The 19,315-nt window shown below is 69.4% G+C and carries 23 protein-coding genes and 1 pseudogene; 12 read left to right on the forward strand and 12 right to left on the reverse strand.

Going from position 1 to position 19,315, the window contains the following annotated elements; translation table 11 throughout:
• The first annotated feature begins 9 nt into the window (after positions 1 to 9).
• Entirely contained in the window at positions 10 to 333 is a 324-nt protein-coding gene (locus tag JOD67_RS08490) for a hypothetical protein (protein ID WP_205116834.1), read from the forward strand.
• A gap of 36 nt (positions 334 to 369) precedes the next feature.
• Here the strand turns inward: JOD67_RS08490 and JOD67_RS08495 are convergent, their stop codons facing one another.
• Positions 370 to 1,002, reverse strand: a complete 633-nt coding sequence (locus JOD67_RS08495) for a hypothetical protein (RefSeq protein ID WP_205116835.1) — start codon at positions 1,000 to 1,002, stop codon at positions 370 to 372.
• A gap of 89 nt (positions 1,003 to 1,091) precedes the next feature.
• Between JOD67_RS08495 and JOD67_RS42345 the strand changes: the two are divergent.
• Positions 1,092 to 1,511: pseudogene (locus tag JOD67_RS42345) on the forward strand (dihydrofolate reductase family protein); the annotation flags it as partial.
• Between the two features lie 42 nt (positions 1,512 to 1,553).
• On the opposite strand, the gene JOD67_RS08505 reads toward JOD67_RS42345, so the two are convergent.
• Together JOD67_RS08505 and JOD67_RS08510 are read right to left on the reverse strand one after the other, a co-directional pair.
• A complete protein-coding gene (locus tag JOD67_RS08505; RefSeq protein WP_205116836.1) occupies positions 1,554 to 2,111 on the reverse strand; it encodes a dihydrofolate reductase family protein in 558 nt (185 codons plus the stop codon).
• Positions 2,112 to 2,156: 45 nt separating this feature from the next.
• A complete protein-coding gene (locus tag JOD67_RS08510; protein ID WP_239553770.1) occupies positions 2,157 to 2,921 on the reverse strand; it encodes a helix-turn-helix transcriptional regulator in 765 nt (254 codons plus the stop codon).
• 58 nt (positions 2,922 to 2,979) lie between these two features.
• Between JOD67_RS08510 and JOD67_RS41115 the strand changes: the two genes are divergently transcribed.
• The 3 genes from JOD67_RS41115 to JOD67_RS08525 all read left to right on the forward strand — a co-directional run bounded on the left by JOD67_RS41115 (position 2,980) and on the right by JOD67_RS08525 (position 4,275).
• On the forward strand, positions 2,980 to 3,393 hold the full coding sequence (locus JOD67_RS41115) for a YkvA family protein (RefSeq protein ID WP_275577061.1): 414 nt from the start codon (positions 2,980 to 2,982) through the stop codon (positions 3,391 to 3,393).
• Positions 3,394 to 3,480: 87 nt separating this feature from the next.
• Positions 3,481 to 3,768: a hypothetical protein gene (locus JOD67_RS08520; protein WP_205116838.1), complete on the forward strand. Its 288-nt coding sequence runs from the start codon at positions 3,481 to 3,483 to the stop codon at positions 3,766 to 3,768.
• A 63-nt stretch (positions 3,769 to 3,831) separates the two neighbouring features.
• Positions 3,832 to 4,275, forward strand: coding sequence for a VOC family protein (locus tag JOD67_RS08525; protein WP_205116839.1), 444 nt, complete (start codon positions 3,832 to 3,834; stop codon positions 4,273 to 4,275).
• Here JOD67_RS08525 and JOD67_RS08530 read toward each other — a convergent pair.
• From JOD67_RS08530 to JOD67_RS08540, 3 genes are all read right to left on the reverse strand, one after another.
• On the reverse strand, positions 4,272 to 4,979 hold the full coding sequence (locus tag JOD67_RS08530) for a hypothetical protein (RefSeq protein WP_205116841.1): 708 nt from the start codon (positions 4,977 to 4,979) through the stop codon (positions 4,272 to 4,274). The genes JOD67_RS08525 and JOD67_RS08530 overlap by 4 nt on opposite strands.
• Before the next feature lie 137 nt (positions 4,980 to 5,116).
• A complete protein-coding gene (locus JOD67_RS08535) occupies positions 5,117 to 5,593 on the reverse strand; it encodes a peptidase inhibitor family I36 protein (RefSeq protein WP_205116843.1) in 477 nt (158 codons plus the stop codon).
• Positions 5,594 to 5,760: 167 nt separating this feature from the next.
• Positions 5,761 to 6,801, reverse strand: coding sequence for an alpha/beta fold hydrolase (locus JOD67_RS08540; protein WP_205116845.1), 1,041 nt, complete (start codon positions 6,799 to 6,801; stop codon positions 5,761 to 5,763).
• 82 nt (positions 6,802 to 6,883) lie between these two features.
• Here JOD67_RS08540 and JOD67_RS08545 point away from each other — a divergent pair, with 82 nt between their 5' ends.
• Genes JOD67_RS08545 through JOD67_RS08555 form a run of 3 tightly spaced genes read left to right on the forward strand, consistent with a single transcriptional unit; the run spans position 6,884 to position 8,539 of the window.
• A complete protein-coding gene (locus JOD67_RS08545) occupies positions 6,884 to 7,447 on the forward strand; it encodes a TetR/AcrR family transcriptional regulator (RefSeq protein ID WP_205116847.1) in 564 nt (187 codons plus the stop codon).
• 37 nt (positions 7,448 to 7,484) lie between these two features.
• Positions 7,485 to 7,820: an ArsR/SmtB family transcription factor gene (locus tag JOD67_RS08550; RefSeq protein WP_372442323.1), complete on the forward strand. Its 336-nt coding sequence runs from the start codon at positions 7,485 to 7,487 to the stop codon at positions 7,818 to 7,820.
• Positions 7,820 to 8,539, forward strand: a complete 720-nt coding sequence (locus tag JOD67_RS08555; RefSeq protein ID WP_205116849.1) for a cation diffusion facilitator family transporter — start codon at positions 7,820 to 7,822, stop codon at positions 8,537 to 8,539. The genes JOD67_RS08550 and JOD67_RS08555 overlap by 1 nt, the downstream gene beginning before the upstream one ends.
• Here the strand turns inward: JOD67_RS08555 and JOD67_RS08560 are convergent.
• Both JOD67_RS08560 and JOD67_RS08565 read right to left on the reverse strand, forming a co-directional pair.
• On the reverse strand, positions 8,536 to 9,576 hold the full coding sequence (locus JOD67_RS08560) for a hypothetical protein (RefSeq protein ID WP_205116851.1): 1,041 nt from the start codon (positions 9,574 to 9,576) through the stop codon (positions 8,536 to 8,538). The two genes, JOD67_RS08555 and JOD67_RS08560, sit on opposite strands and share 4 nt — an antisense overlap.
• Positions 9,577 to 9,670: 94 nt before the next feature.
• On the reverse strand, positions 9,671 to 10,741 hold the full coding sequence (locus JOD67_RS08565; protein WP_205116853.1) for a helix-turn-helix transcriptional regulator: 1,071 nt from the start codon (positions 10,739 to 10,741) through the stop codon (positions 9,671 to 9,673).
• Positions 10,742 to 10,907: 166 nt separating this feature from the next.
• Here JOD67_RS08565 and JOD67_RS08570 point away from each other — a divergent pair, with 166 nt between their 5' ends.
• On the forward strand, positions 10,908 to 11,675 hold the full coding sequence (locus tag JOD67_RS08570) for a phosphotransferase enzyme family protein (RefSeq protein WP_205116854.1): 768 nt from the start codon (positions 10,908 to 10,910) through the stop codon (positions 11,673 to 11,675).
• A 111-nt stretch (positions 11,676 to 11,786) separates the two neighbouring features.
• Here the strand turns inward: JOD67_RS08570 and JOD67_RS08575 are convergent, their stop codons facing one another.
• Positions 11,787 to 12,179, reverse strand: a complete 393-nt coding sequence (locus JOD67_RS08575) for a GreA/GreB family elongation factor (RefSeq protein WP_205116855.1) — start codon at positions 12,177 to 12,179, stop codon at positions 11,787 to 11,789.
• 370 nt (positions 12,180 to 12,549) lie between these two features.
• Here JOD67_RS08575 and JOD67_RS08580 point away from each other — a divergent pair, with 370 nt between their 5' ends.
• Positions 12,550 to 13,653: a glycerophosphodiester phosphodiesterase gene (locus JOD67_RS08580; RefSeq protein WP_205116856.1), complete on the forward strand. Its 1,104-nt coding sequence runs from the start codon at positions 12,550 to 12,552 to the stop codon at positions 13,651 to 13,653.
• Between the two features lie 20 nt (positions 13,654 to 13,673).
• The gene (locus tag JOD67_RS08585; RefSeq protein ID WP_205116857.1) at positions 13,674 to 14,657 is read left to right on the forward strand and encodes an aldo/keto reductase; all 984 of its coding nucleotides are present in this window, start codon (positions 13,674 to 13,676) and stop codon (positions 14,655 to 14,657) included.
• Between the two features lie 393 nt (positions 14,658 to 15,050).
• On the opposite strand, the gene JOD67_RS08590 is transcribed toward JOD67_RS08585, so the two are convergent.
• A complete protein-coding gene (locus JOD67_RS08590; protein WP_205116858.1) occupies positions 15,051 to 15,371 on the reverse strand; it encodes a hypothetical protein in 321 nt (106 codons plus the stop codon).
• Between the two features lie 252 nt (positions 15,372 to 15,623).
• Here JOD67_RS08590 and JOD67_RS08595 point away from each other — a divergent pair, with 252 nt between their 5' ends.
• A complete protein-coding gene (locus JOD67_RS08595; RefSeq protein WP_205116859.1) occupies positions 15,624 to 16,058 on the forward strand; it encodes a hypothetical protein in 435 nt (144 codons plus the stop codon).
• Here JOD67_RS08595 and JOD67_RS08600 read toward each other — a convergent pair.
• Positions 16,051 to 18,312, reverse strand: coding sequence for a serine/threonine-protein kinase (locus tag JOD67_RS08600; protein WP_205116860.1), 2,262 nt, complete (start codon positions 18,310 to 18,312; stop codon positions 16,051 to 16,053). The genes JOD67_RS08595 and JOD67_RS08600 overlap by 8 nt on opposite strands.
• A complete protein-coding gene (locus JOD67_RS08605; RefSeq protein ID WP_205116862.1) occupies positions 18,309 to 19,247 on the reverse strand; it encodes a patatin-like phospholipase family protein in 939 nt (312 codons plus the stop codon). Before JOD67_RS08605 ends, JOD67_RS08600 begins: the two co-directional genes overlap by 4 nt.
• Positions 19,248 to 19,315: the final 68 nt, after the last annotated feature.

Here is a 19,315-nt window from a genome sequence, read left to right on the forward strand (position 1 = left end):
GGAGGCGACATGAACGACCAACCCGCTGCTGAGGGCGCGCCGGCCGACCTGGCCGCGATCATGCGGCTCGCGCCCGACAGCCCGTACGGCGAGCTGATCGCCGACGACACCAGCCGCCGCCGCACGCTGTACGAACTCCTCGCCGAGTCCGACGACCCGCTGTGGAAGGAGATCGGTACTCAGCTCCGCGACGGCCAGCTGGGTCCGCGGGGAATCTTCGAGGTCGAGGCGTACCGCACTCACGTCGTCGACACGATCGCCAAGCTGGGTGGCGATTTCCCTGCCCTGTTGGCGAAAACCCGCGAGGAGCTCGAAGCGGACCATGCTGACTAGGGGTGCACCGAGCTTCCCGACGCACCCCTCGCCTGGTCAGCGGATGCGGTTGATCGTGAAGCTCATCCCGGACACCTTGACCCGGGCCGTGGCGGTCTGACCCGCATCCGCCGCGGCGCTGGCGCCGACGTCGCCCTTGACCCAGATCCGCCCCGCTTCGCCACTGGGGACGCTGACGAGCAGCGTGGTGGTCACCGTTGCCGGCGACGAGGGCAGGCCTTCGAACTCGATCACCGGGGCGGCCTGATGCCCTTCGGAGCCGACGAACTGGGCGACCGAGGTCCGAACGTTGGACGCCCGTCCGCCCTTGCCTTCGTTCTCCTCGCCTACCGCAGACACGTACCTGATCTTGACCTCGTAGGTGCCCGCGGCGGCGTCGAAATAGCGTTCCGCACTGCCACCCGCGCCGGCGCTGGAGGTGCCGAAGCCGGGCAGGGGAAGGGGCAACGGGAGCAGGGACCGCCCACCGCGCGCGGTCGCCGTCCCCGTGACCCGCCCGTCGGCATGGGCGGTCGCGTTCGCACTCGCACTGCCGGCACCGGGGAGCACGTGCTCGTAGCTGCGCGGCGTTCCACCAGACGCCGTGTCCGCGACCGCCACACCAGTGCCGGCGGTGCCGAACGTGAGTGCCAGGACCGCCACCGCGGTGATGGACATCGCTGTCCGCATGAGGATTCTCCTTCGGTTGTGAGCGCTGTCGATGGCCATGTGTACGAACCGCGGGCCTGCGGCGTTCACGGCTTCACCGGATTCGGTCCATGGGACGACTCAGGTACTTCATCCACATCACAGTGGACGGCTTCATCGAGACCGCGGAAGGCGGCCTGTGGGAACGGTTCGCCTGGGGCGAGGAGGCGATGGCGTACAACGTCGAGCTGTTCCGGAGCGCCGGCACGTGGGTGTTCGGGCGGAGGTCGCACGACGCGATGGTCCCATGGTGGTCCGCGGCCCAGTCGATGGCGAAGGTGGTGCCGTCGAGGACGCTCGCTTGTGACGACTCGATCCGGGTGATCGGCTCGGATCTCGAACGAGAGCTGCGGATTCTCAAGGACGCGAGCGACGAGAACGTCATGCTCTCCTGCGGCCCGGACCTGCTCGCCCAGCTCGCCGAGCACCCGGGCGTCATCGACGACTACCTGCTCATCGTGCATCCGACGAGCATCGGACGCGGCACGCCTCTGTTCGGCAAGCTTCGCCGGCCGCTACCCGGACATTGGCGCTCAGCGGTGGACGCGGTAGCGGAGATGGGTGGCGGCCGGTGTGTCGATCACGCGGAGGAGCTCCAGCTCGATCTCCGCCGGCAGGAGCTCGAACAGGCGGTGGCCACGGCCGAGCAGGACCGGGATCTGGTGGATCTGGATCTCGTCCAGCACGCCAGCCTCGAGCGCACGTTGGGCCACGTTCGCGCCCCGTACCTGCACGTCCCTGCCCTCGGCCGCGGCCTTCGCCTGCGCCATGGCGCTGACGATCCCGTCGGTGACGTAGGTGACCAACGGATAGCCCCACCGAGCGGCGGGGCCGGGCGGGCGGTGGCTGACCACGAAGATCGGCATGCCACCGTGACTGCCGCCCCAGTGGTCCATCAGCTCCGCGGTGCGCCGTCCCGTGAGGACCGCGCCGGCGGAGTTCCACTCGGTCACGAACTGCTGGGTCACCTCATCCGACTCCGGTGCGGCCCACTTGTGCAGCCGTTCGCCGTCGTCCCCGCCGAGGAAGTCGTCGGGTGTGGAGATGTACCCGTCGAGGGACATGGACATGTCGAGCACTGCTGTGGACACACCGACCTCCGGTCATCGATGCGGTCAGGCGCCGCGCGGCCGAGGCTACGGAGTGGGTCGGTGGGCGGTCTTGTACAGAAGCGACAGCGGCTCCGCCGGGGTCGGCTGCCGCAGACTTGTCGCCGTCCGGCCGATGAAGCGGGTGAGCGATCGCGCCAGGTGCGGCTGGTCGAAGTACCCCAGCCGGTGTGCGACGTTCAGCGGCGCGACGCCTTCACCGAGCAGGACGGCTGCCTGTCGTGCACGGCTGATCTGGCGGATCGCCCCCTGGGTCAGCCCGGTCGCGGCCACCACCCGGCGCTGCACCGAACGTGCGCCCAGCCGCGGGGCATCGTCGCCGGCGAGGACGTCGGCGACGAGCGGATCGATGACCAGGACGCCCGTACGCACGAGCCGCGTCACCAGATCCTCGGCGTTGTCGTACGTCGGCCTCTCCCACTCCTCCCCGCGGAGTACGAACGTGGTCGAGGTCGCGTACGGCGCCGGTACGGCAGAGTCGACCAGGCGATCGACCGGCAGATGTGGCATCGCCGTGCCATGGGCGAAGACGATCCCGAACCAGGACCCGTCGGGGTCGACCCGTACCGAGGTCGGCTTCGTCTCCGGCCCCCGGACGGCGACGTGAACGTGTCCGCGGACCTCGGCGAAAGCCAGCTCCCAGTGTGGGCTTGCGATCGAGTGCATCCGAGTCGGCGCGATGATGCCCTCGCTGCGGTAGACGCGCTCAATGTAGGGCGAGCTCGACGGGCGATTGTCGTTCTCGATCGACAGTCGATGAGGTGTCGAGGGGCCCTCGTGGTCGCGCGCCATGAGCCTCATCATGGCCGACGTTGCTTACGGTGAGCTGACCACACTTGGAGGACGTTCTATGCCGACCTGGCTGGGAATCATCGTCGGGATCGTCGCCGGGGTGCTGCTGTGCTGGCTGGTGCTGGTGGCGGTGATGTGGGTCGCGAAGCCGTCCGGTCCGATGCTGACGGAAGCGCTCCGGCTTCTCCCCGACCTGCTCCGGCTGCTGAAGCGGCTCGCCGGCGACAAGACCCTGCCCCGCGGTGTCCGCATCCGGCTCGTCCTGCTGATGGTCTACCTGGCCAGCCCCATCGACCTGATCCCGGACTTCGTCCCGATCCTCGGGTACGCCGACGACGCGGTCATCGTCACCCTGGTCCTGCGCTCCGTCGTCCGCCGTGCCGGCCTCGCCGCGATCGAGCGACACTGGCCTGGCACGTCCGATGGACTCGCCGTCCTCCTGCGTCTCACCGGACTGAAGGCTGCACCGTGACGGACGACATACGTCGTTCGCCCGATACCGATCGACGGGGTGCGTGCCGAAGGATGGGCGCTCTGACTGCCGGAGGGACGAGGGATCATGGCTGTTGCTGTGGAAACGCGCATCCACCACGCCACGCAGGTGGAGCACGACGCCTTGGATGAACGCATCGGCGAGGCCATCGGGGCCATGGGCTGCCCACCCGCCGGGCTCATGGTCCATTTCACCAAGCCCCACGGCGACGGCTTCGTCATCGTCGACGTCTGGCGCACCGAGGCAGAGCTGCGGTCGTTCCACGACGACGTCCTTGCCGCCGCCCTCGCGGCGACCGGCCTGGACGCGGATCCACCGGTGGTCTCACCGATCTGGGGCTTCGCCCGCCCGTGATCGGTGAGGAGTGTCGGTGGGCTCGGGCAAGCTGGCGCTCAGGTATCCAACGAAGGAGGGCCTGTGACTGTCAGGTATCAGCTCGTGATCGACTGCGCGAATGCCGATCTGCTCGCGCGCTTCTGGGCTGCCGCGCTGGGGTATGAGTTCGCGCCGGCGCCGGAGGGGTTTGCGTCGTGGGATGACTACTGGCGCGAGGTGGGGGTGCCCGAGGAGGAGCTCGGGGCCGGTGAGGACCGCATCGTCGACCCCAGCGGTGGTGGGCCGCGGATCTGGTTCCAGGTCGTTCCGGAACGCAAGACGATCAAGAACCGGCTCCACCTCGACATCCACGCCGGCGGTGGGCGCGAGGTTCCGCTCGCCACGCGGCGGGAACGGGTCGACGCCGAGGTGCGGCGGCTGACCGAGCTCGGCGCCACCGCCGTTCGGGTGCTGCAGCAGGAAGGCCTCGACCACTACGCCGTGGCTATGAGAGATCCGGAGGGCAACGAGTTCGACGTCAACTAACGGGCATCTGCCAACACCCGCTTGGCATTGCGGTCCCGCGTCGCGGTCGCGTCGGCCAGCCGACCCAGCTGGCCGGCGAACGTCGACATCGCCTCGCGCTGGTAGCCCACCAGCACCGTGTACCAGGTGTCGACCAGCCCCGTGCTGTGCTTGCACCGCACGTCGGCGACCGCAGTACGCTTCTCCACCGCTGTCGGCTTGCCCGGCTGCCAGCGCGGGTCGTCGTTCGGCTGCCAGGGATCGGCGAACGCGAAGCCCTCCGCCTTCATGCACGCGGACCACTCGCGAAACTTCGCCTTGACGCGCTCGTCCGCCTCGGCCATGCCACCGGTACGCATGGACAATTCGTCGAGCACACTTGGGTCCACGTTCTCGACGCCACCCGAGACGGCCTTGGCACTCTCAGAAACGCAACCGGTCAGCGCCTTCTCCACGGTTGCCGAAAGCGGCGGCGAAGCAGGCGGGCGCGACTCCGCCTCCACCCTCCCGGCATAGCCGTGCGCCCGCGCCTCCTTCTCGTCGATGAGCCCGAACAACCGCTCCCGAGCCGACGCCATGTCGAAATGGAACGGCGCGGGCGGCGCGTACGAGAATCCCCGCCCGCGCATGCAGCGCGAAGTCAGCAAGCCCTCGGCGCGCTGGATCCGCAGGTCCTGCTGCGCGGTCGGGTAGAGCGCGTCGAGTGGCAGCTTGATCTCCGACACTCCGCTGACCCTCAACAAGGCGGCGGTGGAGGATCCCCTTGCGGGGTGGGCTGTTTGGGGTGCGCACGCCGACGCACCCGCAACCAGCACCACACCCGCAAGGAAGCCCGCCCACGACGCTCGCGCGCCGGCGACGTTCACCGCGAGATGCCTCGGCACTGTCGGTGTGGGCTGGTCTCATAGACGAAGCAGAACGAGGTGATCTTGTCGTTGACCACCAACCCGTTGTTGAACTTGTCGATCGTGAGGTCCATCGCCGCATCGAGCTCGTCGGGTCCGTTCGCCCACTTGCGGGTGAACAGGCCGCCGCTGAAGTTCGCGTGCTGCCAGGTCCGGACGTACTTGCCGGCGTCGTAGTTCCGGAGCGAGCTCACGTTGTCGTCCACACTGCAGTCGGTCCCGCAGTTCCGGATGAACACCTTCGTGGTGAGGTTCGCAATGCTGTAGAAGGAGTCGTAGACACCGGCCGAGTGCCAGGTGTTCTGCCACATGCACATCTCGCCCGTCTCGCAGTGGCCGTTCTCGTTCGCGGCGTGCGCGGGAACGGAGAACGCGATCAGCCCGGCGATCACCGCGACGAACGTGCCGAGGAGAGCCGCAATGCGTTGTCTCATGGGGAAACCTTCCGCTCATGAACCTGGAAAGCTATGCCACGTCGAGCTTTCCAAGCGGACTCACGGCGCGATAGGAACGATCGTTCCCCCACCCGACCGATCACCGACACGCATACTGGTGCGTGCCACTACGTCGAGAACTCCCAACGCGGCAAGGGCAAACGCGACTACGGGCGATGTGCGGCCCAGAACGACTCGAGCTCGGCGTCGAGCGGCTTGCCGGCCTGCATGGGCAGGGAGTGCGTCGTGTTCGGCCACACCTTGACCTGCGCGTCCGGGATCAGCTCAGCCTTCTCGGCCGCGCCGCCGCCGGCCAGCGACTTGTCGCTCGCCAGCGCCACGTACACCGGCATCGGCAGGCCCTTCAGCTGGGCGTCGGTCAGCGGGCTCGGCGTCGGGAGGCTCCCGGACGAGAAGTGCTCGGTCCCGGCGGCGATCATCCGGGCCATCGGGTCGTTCGGGTCGACCTCTTCGTCCTCGACGCCGCCGATCTTGTTCAGTGCGTGGTCGCGCCACGACTTCGGGATGCCCGGCAGGGACGCGAGCGCGGTCCAACCGAAGGCCCACAGCGGGATCGTCCCCAGCGTCATGATCGGGTCCAGCATGGTGAGGCTGGCGATCCGCTCGGGGTGGCGTACGGCCACCGCCGCGGCCAGGCCGCCACCCTGCGAGTGCCCCACCAGGTGCACCTGGTCGAGTTTCAACGCGGCCAGAGCTTCGTCGACCCAGCGAGCGTTGTCGTCCATGTCGCGGAGCGGGAGCGTCTGCTCCGACAGTCCACTGTCGCCGACGGCGTCGAACGCGTACACGGTGCGGTGGGCGGCGAAGTCCGGCAGGTTGGTGCCCCACATCGGCACGCCGCTGGCCCGACCGGGCAGCAGGACGACCGGGGTGTCGTCGACGGGCTTGTCGTTGACCCACGCATAGGCGCGCACGGTCCCGAACGTCGTGGTGAGATCGCGCGTGGCGGTGGGCGCGGGCATGGTCTTCATCGCCGTCTCGTACGCGGAGACGTACGTCGCGCGGCCCTCGGGCGTACGGAAGTAGCCGAGGCTCGGTCCGCCCATCGCCAGCATCGCCACCAATCCGGTCGTGGAGAGCACCGCCACGATGGCCAGCAACACGACCGGCCAGCGGCGCCGCTTCGTCCGCTTCTTCGGGTCGGCCGGCGCTTCCTGGGTCTCGGCCGGCGAAGTGTCCGTGGTCATGGAAGTCTCCCCGTCGGAATCTTTGCAATACGTTCGTACTGCATCAGGTTACAGTATGACCGTACCGGATAAGCTCAAACCCATGCCCAAGATCGTCGACCACGAGCAGCGCCACGAGGAGATCGTCCGTGCGCTCTGGCAGGTGATCGCCGAGCACGGCATCGAAGGGGTCAGCCTGCGCGTGGTGGCGCAGGCCGCGGGCGTGTCGATCGGCCGGATCCAGCACTACTTCGCGAGCCGGGAGGCCCTCGTCCTCGCCGGGCTCACCCGGCTGATCGACCAGGCCGTCGGCGCCTACCAGGGAACGTCGGACGCTCCGCCGCGCGACCGGCTCTTCCACGTCCTGTCCCAGCAGGTGCCGCGCACCGAGCCCGGGCGCATGGGCGTGGCGGTCTGGTACGCCTACCTCGCCACCGCGATCACCGACACCCGCATCCGCCAGATCCTCGCCGAGGCGCTGCGCGTCGGCGAGACCGAATGCGCAGCCCACGTACGAGCCATGCGCGAGGTCGGCGCCGCCGAGGCGCTCGCCGTGTCGCGACGCCTGCTCGCGCTCTCCGACGGCCTGACCCTGCGCGTGTTGGCAGGCGGGCTCGACGCCGACGAGGCGATCGCCGTTCTGCACGCCGAAGTCGACGCCCTCTGACCTTCCCTATATAGCCGATGGTCGATAGCATCGCCGAATGGCGATGGATCGGACCGTGTCCACCGTGACTCCCGCGGCCGCGTTGTTCCGGTCGTTGGCCGACGAGACCAGGTTGCGGATCCTGCAGCGGCTCGCCGGCGGGGAGGTACGGGTCGTCGACCTGACCGCGGAGCTGGGGTTGGCGCAGTCGACGGTGTCGAAGCACCTGGCGTGCCTGCGGGACTGCGGGCTGGTCGACTACCGGACCGAGGGACGCCAGTCGTTCTACGCGCTGACCCAGCCGGAGCTGATGGACCTGCTGGTCGCGGCCGAGCGGGTGCTGGACGCCACCGGTCACGCCGTCGCGCTGTGTCCCACGTACGGCCGCGCCTGATGGCGCTCTGGACGAAGCAGCTGCCCGTCGCCACCACGCTGGAGCGGCGAACGGTGCTGGCGCGGCGGGTGCGGTGGTTGGTCGCCGCGACGATCTCCTACAACGTGGTCGAGGCCGTGGTGGCCATCAGCGCGGGCACGATCGCGTCGTCGACCGCGCTGATCGGGTTCGGGCTCGACTCGGTGGTCGAGGTGTCGTCGGCGGCCGCGGTGGCGTGGCAGTTCTCCGCCCGTGACCACGCCGTACGGGAGGCCCGCGAGCAACGGGCGTTGAGGATCATCGCGGTCTCGTTCTTCGCGCTCGCCGCGTACGTGACCTTCGAGTCGATCCGGTCGCTGCTGACCGGCGGCGAGGCCGAGCACTCCACGGTGGGCCTGGTGCTGGCGGCGCTGTCGCTGGCGGTCATGCCCGGACTCTCCTACGCCCAACGTCGCGCCGGGCGGCAGCTCGGATCCGCCAGCGCGGTGGCCGACTCCAAACAGACGCTGCTGTGCACGTACCTGTCCGTGGTGCTGCTGGTCGGGCTCGGGCTGAACAGCCTGTTCGGCTGGAGCTGGGCCGACCCGCTGGCCGCCCTGGTGATCGCCGGCGTCGCGGTCAAGGAGGGCATCGAGGCGTGGCGAGGCGACACCTGCTGCGATCTCCCCGTCACCGTCTCCACCGAGATCCTCGTCCAAGGGACGAGCACCTGCGGGTGTGTGGACGGCTGCGACTGCTAGGCGAGCTGGGCCCAGTGGATCGCGGCGAGCGAGAGGGCTGCCGCGCCGGCGGCCTGGATCGGCTTGGTGCCGTCGAGCAGGGGCTCGAGGATCTTCCGTTCGAACGGAACCAGTGAGCTCGTGCCCTCGGTGTTGGTCTGGACGAGTCCGCCGAACAGGTCGTCGAAGCAGTCCGGGTCGAACACCGCGACCGTCAGCAGGTCGGTGGCCCAGGTGAGCGGGTCGACGCCAAGGCCCAGGCAGTACACGCGAATCAGCCCGGCGTCCCTCGCCTCGGTCATCGCCCGATAGAACGGCCACGCGTCGTAGTCGAGCGGCTCGTCGTCGCCGTAGGACTCCGAACGGCCGAGGAACTCCTCGCTGTACTCGCGCACCATCCCGCGCCACAGGTCGAAGTCGTTCGCGAAGCTCCCCGGCGCCGCGTTCACCGGCTGGAAGACGCCGACCGGCATGACCTGGTGCAGGCCGCCCCCGTGCGCGACCTTCGCGGCGTCGCGGAAGTGCAGGACGAACGAGGTCACCGGGCCCGCGCGCAGCGTCAACGTGCTGATCGCCGGCAGCGCCGGGCGGCGCGCGAAGTCGCGTGGGTCGCCGACCAGCGAACGGAACTCCCGACCGCCGGCGGCGAGCTCGTGCGCCACGGCCTCGCCAACGTTCACGCCGTCGAAGTACGACCCCGGCCCGAACGTCAGCGCACGCTCGGCGAGGGAGGCGTCGAGCAGCCGGTACGCCGGCCGGTTCTCGAACACCGCCGGCCGAGCCAGCGCCCCAAGTGCCTCCGCGTACGACCCGAAGCCTGCCCGCAGGTGCGCGGAAGCCGGCTCCGTCCCGTCGAACGAGGGCGCCGGATGAGCGCTGTCGAACCGCAACGTGAGCGCGCCCAGCGCGATCGGCTCGTCGGGCACCCAGTCCGGCCGGCACAGCAGCGCCGTACCCGCCACGCAAGGCAGCGACGAAGAGAGCGAGGCGGCGACCTTCGTCAGGTCGTGCCGCCCCGCATTGAGCCTCTGTCGATCGAGTACCCAAGCCTCCCGCACGGCCGCAGCGTACGGGAGGCCAGGCCGTGTCGGTCAAAGATCGCCTGGCGCGCGGCGCGCGATGACCGGCGCTATTTGCCCGACACGACCTCAGCTAGCTGCTCATGATCACCGGAGTGACCGCTTGGCGAGGGCGGCTCGACACCGCATGGGCAGCGGGTTGGTGCGGCAACGGCCGCGGCGCGGAGCCGATCCAGCCACGTTCGGCTGCCCGGATCCCCGCCTCGAAGCGACTGCGCGCGCCGAGTCTGGCCATGATCTCGGCCATCATCCGGCGCACCGTACGCAACGACACCCCGAGCTGCCGGGCCGCCGAGGCGTCGGTCATGCCCTTGCCCAGCAACCGGAGCAGGCAGCGCTCGGCGTTGCTGAGCCCGGTCGACGGGTCCGGTGCCGGAGCCGCCTGCACGGGGTACGCGTCCTGCCACGCCACGTCGAACAGCGTGGCCAACGCCCGGGCGAGCGGCCGGTTGTAGACGACGAGCGCGGTCGGCACCTCGCCGTCAGCCGGCACGATCACGACCCTGCCGTCGATGATGATCATCGTCGGCGGGAGCGCGCCGCCCACCCGTACGACGCCGCCCGCCGCGAGCAGCCACTTGGCCTGCCCGAGTGCGGCCGGGTCCGAACGTACGGCGTCCGGATACAGCACGCGGACCGCCACACCCCGGTCGATCGCCTGCTCGACCGGATCGGATCGTACGGTCAGCGCCAGGTCCCACGCGGGGCTCGGCAGCACGGTGACCACGGTGGCCTGTGCGGCGAGCACCAGCGCTTCGATCTGTTCGCACACCTCCGCGACGCCCGTACAGAACCGGGGCGGCGCCGGCGGGCTGTGCGGTTCACGAGTGGAGAACGCGGCCACCAGGGTGAGCACGGCCTCCTGGGTCCGGGCCAGTTCCTGCTGTCGGGCGGCTACCTCCGCCTGCCGCCGGGCGAGCAACGGGCCGAAACTGCGTTGCGGGTCTACCGGGACGATCCGGTGGGGCGCGTCTGGCACGGCCACCGCGAGTCCTGCCGCGGCGAGTCGGTCCAGTGCGTCTTCTGCTTGGTTCCAACTGAGACCCAACCGGTCGGAGACGTCTGCGGCCGTGCACTCTTGTTCGCGGAGCAGCATCCGGTACGTCTCGCGCATCTGCCGGTCAAGTCCGAGCACTTCCCACATGCTCAGGCTCCTTCGGGTCTGGACCCCCATTACCCCTGGTGAATTGTGCCCAGAAACTGACCCCGTTCGGCAATTGTTGACGACGAATTTGTGACAACAGTGTCTGATGTGGCCACGGTAACGGGACGTATCCGACATCGTCGGTGGCCTGGTGGACACTGAGGCGATGCAGAATCCCCTTGTGGACATGGCCGAATGGCCGGGTCTGGAGCTGCTGGACCCCTTGACCGGCGGGCATCGCAACCCGGTCTTCCTCGCGCGGTACCGAGGCCGCTCCGTTGTCGTGCGGCAGTCGGGACGACCGATTCCCACGTTGGAATGGGAATTGGACCTCTTGGAGCACCTCGACTCGAACGGCGTTCGGGTGCCGCGGATCGTTCCGGCGGCCGATGGGCGCCGGTTCGTCGGGCCGGTCTTGGTGCAGGAGTTCCTGCCGGGCGGCCCGCCGCGTACGGAGGCCGACTGGCGGAACGTGCTCGCGGTGCTCCGCGACGTTCACGCGCTCGGGGTCGGCTGGACGCAGCGGCCGGGGTTCGCCTCGGCGCGGTCGCTGCTGATCGAGTCGGTGGGCGGCGACGTCGATCTCGGCGCGATGCCCTCCGACGCGGCGGCGCTCGTGCAGGCGGCGTGGCTCCCGGTCCTCGACGGCGCGCTCGAGACCGTCGTGCACGGCGACCCCGGCGGCGGCAACGTGCTGGTGGCCGAGGACGGCAGCGTCGGGCTCATCGACTGGGACGAGGCGCGCGTGGACGTGCCGGCGTTCGACCTGGCCGGTCCGTACCTCGAGCTCACCGACCTCGGCGTACGCGACGAAGCCTGGCGCGACGCGATGGTCGCCGGCCTCGCGTGGGAGGCCGCGACCTGTTGGCGCGCCGAACCTGTGTACGCACGACGACGGCTCGCCGAGCTACGCACCGCGCTGAAGTCACAGTGAAGACGCCAGACGGCGGGCACCGCGCTTTGCCTGGGGTGGCCCGCCGTCCTGGACGGCTGCGGAGACTCCGCTGACCTACTCCTCGAGGGCGGGGAGGCCCTCGGTGAGCCTTCAGGCCGCGGCGACTCCGACGATCTCGACCGTGAGCTGACCGGCGGGAGCGGCGTACGTGATCTGTCCGCCCTTCCGCTGGCCGATCAACGCCTGCCCGAGCGGGCTGGTCGGAGTGAGCGCGACGACTTCGTCGTCCTGCTCCTCGATCAAGCCCACTTGGTAGGTCTCTGTGCTTCCGTCGTCGAAGCGCAGCGTGACCTTCGTACCGAGCCCGACCGTGTCCTTGTCGATCGCCGTAGCGATCGTCGTGGCGGACAGCAGGTCCCGGATGCGGGAGAGCCTGCGGTCGATCGACTCGATCTCGATCTGCTGTGCTGCGACCCCTGCTTGGTCGACGAGATCGCCGCCTGTCTCGGAGCCCTGCTCGGCGAGCAGCTCGGCGCGACGCACCAAAAGCTGTTCTTCCTCGCGATGCAGACGCTCACGCGCAGATTCGGAGAGTACGTGGACCTGATGATCGAGGACACTCACGGCGGCCTCACTTCCCTCGGTTGCCCCCAAGACGCCTCTGAGCACAGTTCCCTACAGCTTCGGAGGGATCCGGTCGTCGACGCCGACGAAGGTGCTTATCCTCTCACGCAATGGCCCCTACGGAAGGGGTGTATCAACTTTCGGACGCCGAGCGTGAGCTTGCGGTGACACAGTGCTGCTCGGCCAGCAGTTACCTGCCGGCTTCCTTGCGTTCGCCGGACGTACCGTCTGCTTCGATTCGGTAGCGCCCAACGGGGTCGGTTGAGAGAACCAACGCAAGGGAGAGCTCATGAGGTTCCGCAGGATCGGCCTCGTCGCCCTGATCGCCTTGGCGGTCGCGGTGCCGGGTGTGGGGACGGCTCAGGCTGGCGGACACGGCCACGGGCACGGGCATGGCGACGACGCGATCGTGATCGCTCACCGCGGCGCGAGCGGCTACCGGCCCGAGCACACGCTCGGCGCGTACAAGCTGGCGATCCAGCTGGGCGCGGCCTACATCGAGCCCGACGTCGTCTCGACCAGGGACGGCGTGCTGGTCGCGCGGCACGAGAACGAGATCTCGGGAACGACCGACGTCGCGGCGCACGGTGAGTTCGCTGGGCGCAAGACCACCAAGACGATCGACGGCGTCGCGGTCACCGGCTGGTTCACCGAGGACTTCACGCTGCGCGAGCTCAAGACGCTTCGCGCGAAGGAGCGGCTGCCCGATCTGCGGCCCTCGAACACTGCGTACGACGGCCGCTACGAGATCCCGACGTTGCAGGAGGTCATCGACCTCGTGAAGCGCGAGTCGAAGCGGCAGCACCGCAGGATCGGCATCGCGCCGGAGACCAAGCACCCGACGTACTTCGCCTCGATCGGGCTGCCGCTGGAGAAGCCGCTGATCCGCACGCTGCGCAAGAACGACCTCGACCACCGCCGGTCGAAGGTCGTGATCCAGTCGTTCGAGGTCTCGAACCTCAAGGCGCTCGCCAAGCAGACCGACGTGGAGCTCGCGCAGCTCGTCAACGCTTCCGGCGCGCCGTACGACTTCATCGCGAAGGGCGATCCGCGCACGTACGACGACCTCCTCACGCCGGCCGGGCTTCGTGAGCTGAGCCGGTACGCCGACTGGGTCGCGCCGGAGAAGGGCCGCATCATCCCGCGCGACGCGTCGGGCGGGATGATGCAGCCGACCGCGCTGGTCCGGAACGCCCACCGCGCCGGGCTGCGCGTGGTGACGTGGACGTTCCGAGCGGAGAACACGTTCCTGCCGGCGGACTTCCGCGACGGCACCGACCCGGCCGCGCACGGCGACCTCGTCGGGGAGATCCAGACGTACCTGCGGACCGGGCTGGACGCGATCTTCACCGACTTCCCGGACATCGGTGTCGAGGCGGTTTCGGACTTCTAGGTAGCTCTAGGTTGGTCCGCATGGAGAAGCGGACGCTGGGTCGTACGGGTAGGTCGGTGAGCGCGGTCGGGCTCGGGGCGTGGCAGCTCGGGGCGGACTGGGGCTCGGTCAGCGAGTCCGACGCGCTCTCGACGTTGAACGCCGCGGTGGATGCGGGCGTGACGTTCATCGACACCGCGGACGTGTACGGCGACGGCCGGAGCGAGCGGCTGGTGGGGGAGCTGCTGCGGTCGCGTCCGTCCGCCGGCCTGACGGTGGCGACGAAGATGGGGCGGCGACTGCCGCAGTCGCCGTCGATCTACACGCTGGACAACTTCCGCGGGTGGCTCGATCGGTCGCGGTCGAACCTCGGTGTGGACACTCTCGACCTGGTTCAGTTGCACTGCCCGCCTTCTGCCGTCTACTCGTCTGGCGCGGTGTATGAAGCGCTGGATCTTTTGGTGGCGGAGAAGGTGATCGCTTCGTACGGGGTGAGCGTCGAGACGTGCGCGGAGGCCCTGGCCGCGGTGGCGCGGCCGGGGGTCGCTTCGGTGCAGATCATCCTGAACGCGTTCCGGCTGAAGCCGCTCGCCCAGGTCCTGCCGGCGGCTCTGGCCGCGGGCGTCGGGATCATCGCACGGGTGCCGCTGGCCAGCGGCCTGTTGTCGGGGCGGTACGACACGTCGACGTCGTTCGGGGCGGACGACCACCGGACGTACAACCGGCAGGGCGAGGCGTTCGACGTGGGGGAGACGTTCTCGGGGGTGTCGTTCGCGACGGGTCTCGAGGCCGTGCAGCGGTTGCGGCCACTGGTGCCGGAGGGCGCGTCGATGGCCCAGTTCGCGCTGCGCTGGATCCTCGACCAGCCCGGGGTGTCGACGGTGATCCCGGGCGCGCGGAACGCGGAGCAGGCGAACGCCAACGCCGCGGCCGCCGCCCTCGCGCCGCTGCCTGAGGCTGTGCTGGCCGAGGTGCGGGCGATCTACGACGAGCTGATCCGGCCTGACGTCCACGACCGCTGGTAGCGCGACTTCCCTTACCGAACTGGGGTTCTGCACCGTGGCAAGGCCCCGTCAAACCCCAGTCTGGTAAGGGAAGTGTCGGCGGCTGTGGATGCAGCGAACTGAACCGTATAGGCGGGCAGGTGGCGGGTGGCTCTCGCTGGTATGGGTGGGCGGGTGGCTTGTGCTCGTGCGGGCGGGGCTAGGGGTTGGGTCGGTGCCCTTCCTCGGCGCGACGGACCTCGGCGGCGATGGTGGCTGAGCACCGTTTGTCCACAGCTTTCCGCGACTTTGCCCACCGAATCGGGGTTGGGGACCGTGTTGCCACGTTGGAGAACCCCGGTTCGGTGGGTGAAGTGCGCATCGACGGCGACATCAGGGTCCGCTCGCCGCCCACGCGAGCTTTCGCCGCAACGTTCAGGTCCCTCCAGGTGGCGCACACCAGTGCGGGTGAGGGCGGCTGGCGGTGCTCACCCGTGCGGCGCGCAGGTGGCGGGCGGGCAGGTGGCAGGTGGCAGGTGTGCAGGACACCAGCCAGAACGAGCAGATCGTGAACGTGCCTTCCTCGCCGCTGAGCCCGTCCTCGGTCTCCTCGACCCGGTAGCGCAGCACGAGGCCGTTCTCGGTGGCAGGCGTGCAGGCGGCGGGTGGCCTGCTCTCGTGTGGGCGGAGTGAGGGGTGGGCCGGTGGCCTGCCCAGCGCGACGGACATCTGCGGTCGGCGGCGATGGTCGAGCATCGTGGCTGTCCACAGTTTTCCGCGACTTTGCCGACCGAATCGGGGTTGGGGACCGTGTTGCCACGTTGGAGAACCCCGGTTGGGTGGGTGAAGTGCGGGGTCGGGTTGGTAGCAAGAGCCGGGAGTGGCACATTTCGGGCATAGCGGAATTCGCTGGACCCTCTGGTCGCAGGGTGTCATAACGGGGCTACCGTGTGCGTTCACGACACGCACGACACGCGAGACATCCGAAGGCCCACGGAGGTATCGGCGATGAAGTGGTCAGATCTGGTCGGGGTACGCGTCGAGCTCCCCAGCCTGATAGCCGGCGTCCCGCCCGCAGCGACGAAGGCGCCGCGTGGCGCTAAGGAGAACCCGCTCTTCACGACCACCGAGGAGAACGGCACCAGCAACGCGACCGAGACGGTGAGCAGCCTCCTCACCGTGCAGTCGCTGGTCAACCTCACCTTCTCCACCACCGTGATCACCCTGCTCTGGAAGCTCATCCAGCGCCTCTTCGGCACCGGCGCCGGCGAGTGGGTGCCGCTGTTGCTCTGCTTCACGTTCGTCGCCGTCTCGTGGGTCGCCAGCTACGCGACCAAGCCCACGACGAACGGCACCAAGGTCGTCTCCGGCTTCGTCGCGATCGTCACCGGCCTCGTCCTCACCGCCACTGTGCTCGGCATCAACGCCGCGATCCTCAGCTAGGCAAGGCGGAACGGACAAGCCGCAGCCGCTCCGCCGTCACGCTGGCTCGCGCAAGGCCGGCCCGGATCGGCGGTCCCTGGCGGCCGCACTTGACCAGGTACAGCTGCACGACGTTCAGGAACGTGATCACGACGACGTAGAACATCGCGTCCCGCAGCACTCCCAGATACAGCAGGATGCCGACCGCCCACAGGATCACCGCGTACAGCAGGTTGCCCGGGATCCAGGACGCGAACAAGGCCAAGCCAGGCACCTGCGCGGGCACCGTCGAGAGGCCGTCCGCACGCGCCTTCGCCAACACCGTAAGGGCGAACGACGACGTCAGCCAGTTGATCGCCGTCACCACGGTCATCCCGATCGCGGTCAGCAACAGCCACAGCCGCGGCTGGACGAGCAGCCCCGCGAGCGTCAACAGCGACAGCGCGAACGCCGGCACGCGCATGGCGACCTCGGCCACCATGCCGTACCAGGACAGCGCGCTCGAACCCCATCGCAGCGGCCACGGCGTCACGCTCGCGAACAAGCTCTGGTAGTACTTCACGCCCACCAGCGTCATGCTCAGCGCCAGGATGCCGAGCGCGACCGGCGCGATCCCCTCCGGAATGGCGTAGCCGGGCGCCCGCAGCTGGTCGATGATCGGGAACACGTCCGGAGCAGCGCCGGACAGCCGCTGCAGCGCGACCACGATCAGGTTGTCCCAGGACAGCCCGGCGCTGCGGTACGTCCACATCAGCACCAGCACCGAGCACAGTCCCCAGGTCAGCGTGGCGAGCGTGGACCAGACGAGCAGCCGACGTACGCCGAAGCTGCGCGTCGGGTCGCGCCAGAGTCCCTGCGAACGGCGCTTGCGCCACAGTCGCAGCTGCCGGCCGAGCGCACCGGACAGCGGCGTGAACAGGTCGGCCATGCCGCGCCACCAGCTCACGCCGTGCGGGTTCGCGCCCTCGGACTTCGCCGCAGCGACAGCGTCGAGCTCCTCGAGAAAGTCCTGGCGCAGGCTCTCGTACGTGGAATCCGACGGCCGGAAGATCAGCAGTCGCCGAGCCGGATCGCGGTCGATCAGGTCCTCGATGAACCGGGCCAATAGTGGCGCCTCGGCGTAGAACACGTCGGGCACGGTGCCGTCGCTCGACAACCGGCCGCAGCCGAGCAGGATCAGCAGCTGGCCGAGCGAGTACAGGTCGCCGGACGGTTTCCCGTGCGTACGTGAACGTTCCTCCACCGCGGCCCCGGGATCGACTTGCCGGCTGAGCGCCCGGATCTCCGGCGCGACGTACGCCGCGTCGGCGCCGTCCCGCCCGGGCAGGTTGTGCAGGTAGAGGAAGTTGACGCCGAGGTCGACCAGCCGGAGCCGCCGCGTCCCCTCCACCTCGACGACCAGGATGTTGCTCGGCGAGAGGTCGCCATGCTCGAGCTCGCAGGCCTCCAGGTCGGCGAGCGCGCTGAACAGCTCGTCGCCGATCGTGCGCAGCCGTGCGAGGTCGAGCCGCGCCTTGCCGACGTTCGCCGGTCCGTTCGCCTGCGCGGCCAGCAGCTCGGCCAGGGTCTGACCGTCGATGAAGTCCATCAGCAGCCAGCTGTCCGAGCTCGCCCACACGCCGACCAGGTGGTCGGCCTCGACGTCGAGCGGCAGCTCGTACGTCGTCGCATAGCCCTTGGTCGCGCGGGCGATCGTCGGGATCCGCAGGAACGGGTAGACGATGCACTTCAGCGCGAGCGGCTTCAGCTCGCCCGCCCTGCGCTCGGTGGGCATGCCGCGGAGCAGGAACGACGTCGTGCCATGCCGGTGGAACGTGAGACTGCGGACCTTGATCGCGTCCCACTCGGCGTTGGGTTCCGCCGGCGCGTACAGCTCCCGCAGCGCGTCCTGGACGTCGGGATCCTTGACGAGCCGCTCGCACAGGAGAGTGCAGTCGTGATCGGGTCCCTCGTCGGCCCAGGGCGAGCGCTGTCGTTCGGAATGCCGGAGCGCGAGCAACGTCAACAGGAGCAGGCCGGCGAACCCGTTCAGCGACCCGAGCTCGCCCCGCTCCCGGTCGGCGAGCCGGGCGCGCCAGCCAGTCAGCGCGGTGATCACGCGGTCCCAGGGCAGCTCGAGCTGGGCGGTGAACGTGCCGCTGTCCGGCGGGATGCCGAGCAGGACGTCACGCCACCCCTCGACGTTCCACTTGCGGGCCAGCTGGTCGAGCTCGTGGTCGCGTTCGTCGAGGACGGCGGGTACGACGCCGACGAGCGTGCGCAGGTCGGCCGTCATGCGGCACCCCCGATGGCCTGAAGGGTGAGCTCGCGAGCGGCGGTGGCGGCGGCGATCAGCTTGGGGCGACTCTGCTCGAGCGCGTGAAGAGGTCGTGGCGGTGCCAGGTCGTACACGTACGGCGGTCCGTCCGGCGTGGTCGTCCGACGACTCAGCACGGTGCGGTCCGCCACGTACTCCTCCAGTGCGTCGAGGTGCCGGGCGCCGAGGCTGGGACGCAGCCGCTCGAGCCCGCGGTGCTGGACGGAGCGCAGCAGCCGGCCGGGCAGCTGGTACGGGCCGTGCGGGCGGGTGCTGAGCGAGAGCACGTGCGTGCACCCGTCGAGCAGCGCGAGCCGGTACGGATGCACGGTGAGCAGCGCGCCGTCGATCGCGCGCCGGCCGCGGAACGTCGCCGTCCCACGCACGGCGAGCGGCAGCCACGACGACGCCCGCAGCGCCGCGACCAGGTCGGCCCGGTCCTGGAACGTCGACACTGCTTCGGTCCGGAGCTCGTCGACGAGCGTGACCGCCACGGTGAGCGGCACCTTCGAGTCCAGCACCGCGTCAGCGTTCAGGGGCACAGCTTGGGAGATGACGTACGAGAACGCGTAGTCCAGCCCAATGAGAGAACCGGTGAGCGCGCGGAACGGGTCGATGAACCGGCGGTCGGTGAGGTGCTCCCAGTAGATCGCGAGCTGCTTCCAGTTGTCGCCGGCGTAGGAGTACGCGCCGTTGAGCGCGCCGGAGGACGAGCCGTACAAGCCGTCGAACGCGTGCCCCAGCCCGAGGTCCTCGAGCGCGGCGAGCATGCCGCCGGAGATCACGCCGCGCATGCCGCCGCCCTGGATCGCGAGGCCGAGCCGGTGCTGGTCGTGCCGGGCGCCGGGCCGGTCCTGCGCCTCGAGTCGGGCGCGCAACAGGGCGAGGACTGGGTGCCCCCGCTGTTCGCCCATGGCCGTGTCTCCTCCCGTGTACGCACCAGCCTAGTGAGACCTTCGGCGGCTCCAGGGCGGTCGTACAC

The sequence above is a fragment of the Tenggerimyces flavus genome, assembly GCF_016907715.1.
Taxonomy (GTDB): Bacteria; Actinomycetota; Actinomycetes; order Propionibacteriales; family Actinopolymorphaceae; genus Tenggerimyces; species Tenggerimyces flavus.

Bases quoted from the DNA above. Each gene is read 5' to 3' on its own strand.
- JOD67_RS08550 (WP_372442323.1), top strand. From the start codon at position 7,485: ATGGCGATGGATCGGACCGTGTCCACCGTGACTCCCGCGGCCGCGTTG.
- JOD67_RS08520 (WP_205116838.1), top strand. From the start codon at position 3,481: ATGGCTGTTGCTGTGGAAACGCGCATCCACCACGCCACGCAGGTGGAG.
- JOD67_RS08590 (WP_205116858.1), bottom strand. From the start codon at position 15,371: ATGCTCGACCATCGCCGCCGACCGCAGATGTCCGTCGCGCTGGGCAGG.
- JOD67_RS08545 (WP_205116847.1), top strand. From the start codon at position 6,884: ATGCCCAAGATCGTCGACCACGAGCAGCGCCACGAGGAGATCGTCCGT.
- JOD67_RS41115 (WP_275577061.1), top strand. From the start codon at position 2,980: ATGCCGACCTGGCTGGGAATCATCGTCGGGATCGTCGCCGGGGTGCTG.
- JOD67_RS08555 (WP_205116849.1), top strand. From the start codon at position 7,820: ATGGCGCTCTGGACGAAGCAGCTGCCCGTCGCCACCACGCTGGAGCGG.
- JOD67_RS08565 (WP_205116853.1), bottom strand. From the start codon at position 10,741: ATGTGGGAAGTGCTCGGACTTGACCGGCAGATGCGCGAGACGTACCGG.
- JOD67_RS08585 (WP_205116857.1), top strand. From the start codon at position 13,674: ATGGAGAAGCGGACGCTGGGTCGTACGGGTAGGTCGGTGAGCGCGGTC.
- JOD67_RS08580 (WP_205116856.1), top strand. From the start codon at position 12,550: ATGAGGTTCCGCAGGATCGGCCTCGTCGCCCTGATCGCCTTGGCGGTC.
- JOD67_RS08570 (WP_205116854.1), top strand. From the start codon at position 10,908: ATGCAGAATCCCCTTGTGGACATGGCCGAATGGCCGGGTCTGGAGCTG.
- JOD67_RS08535 (WP_205116843.1), bottom strand. From the start codon at position 5,593: ATGAGACAACGCATTGCGGCTCTCCTCGGCACGTTCGTCGCGGTGATC.
- JOD67_RS08595 (WP_205116859.1), top strand. From the start codon at position 15,624: ATGAAGTGGTCAGATCTGGTCGGGGTACGCGTCGAGCTCCCCAGCCTG.
- JOD67_RS08490 (WP_205116834.1), top strand. From the start codon at position 10: ATGAACGACCAACCCGCTGCTGAGGGCGCGCCGGCCGACCTGGCCGCG.
- JOD67_RS08605 (WP_205116862.1), bottom strand. From the start codon at position 19,247: ATGGGCGAACAGCGGGGGCACCCAGTCCTCGCCCTGTTGCGCGCCCGA.
- JOD67_RS08495 (WP_205116835.1), bottom strand. From the start codon at position 1,002: ATGCGGACAGCGATGTCCATCACCGCGGTGGCGGTCCTGGCACTCACG.
- JOD67_RS08600 (WP_205116860.1), bottom strand. From the start codon at position 18,312: ATGACGGCCGACCTGCGCACGCTCGTCGGCGTCGTACCCGCCGTCCTC.
- JOD67_RS08510 (WP_239553770.1), bottom strand. From the start codon at position 2,921: ATGGCGCGCGACCACGAGGGCCCCTCGACACCTCATCGACTGTCGATC.
- JOD67_RS08540 (WP_205116845.1), bottom strand. From the start codon at position 6,801: ATGACCACGGACACTTCGCCGGCCGAGACCCAGGAAGCGCCGGCCGAC.